We start from the raw sequence: 453 nt of genomic DNA, 5'->3' as shown, positions 1-453 counted from the left end.
TTAAAAGCCGGCTGGAGTGCTGACTACCTTGCCAAGGTCTTGGGCTTGCCGATCTGATGCTTCATGCAATCGCCCTGCTGCAGCACCCACAGGCATTTCTTGTAATAGGCCCCATAGTCATCGTAGTCCAGGTAGGCCAGTGCCGGCTTCAGGGCAATCGCGTTTTTGAGACAGGGCACGCTGGCCGGGTCCGGGTGATCCTGCAGATACCTGATGATCTCTTCATGCTCTTCGTGGGTGGGGTCGAGCAGGTAGTCACGTTCCGCTGCGATGTTCGATGGCGTTTCAAAGGTCATGTCCGGGTCCGGGGCGCTTGCACCCGCAGGGCGCGATCGAGGCAGTGTGACGGAAAATGATGGCTTGATCAACCGGCGACGCTTTGTGTGCCGCGCGGGCATGAAAAAACCCGCTGTTGCGCGAGGCAAAAGCGGGTTTTCAATGCTGCAAATTCTT

General features: G+C 57.4%; 1 protein-coding gene. It reads right to left on the bottom strand.

All coding sequences use genetic code 11. The features are described 5' to 3' along the window. Positions 1-23: 23 nt before the first annotated feature. On the bottom strand, positions 24-296 hold the full coding sequence (locus ACP7B7_RS04485) for a hypothetical protein (RefSeq protein WP_426075878.1): 273 nt from the start codon (positions 294-296) through the stop codon (positions 24-26). Positions 297-453 lie beyond the last annotated feature (157 nt).

The sequence above is a fragment of the Janthinobacterium sp. PSPC3-1 genome, assembly GCF_049896105.1.
In the GTDB taxonomy this organism is placed as follows: Bacteria; Pseudomonadota; Gammaproteobacteria; order Burkholderiales; family Burkholderiaceae_D; genus Janthinobacterium.
Note: the sequence above shows the minus strand (reverse complement) of the source record. Positions and strands in the feature narration are given on the sequence as shown.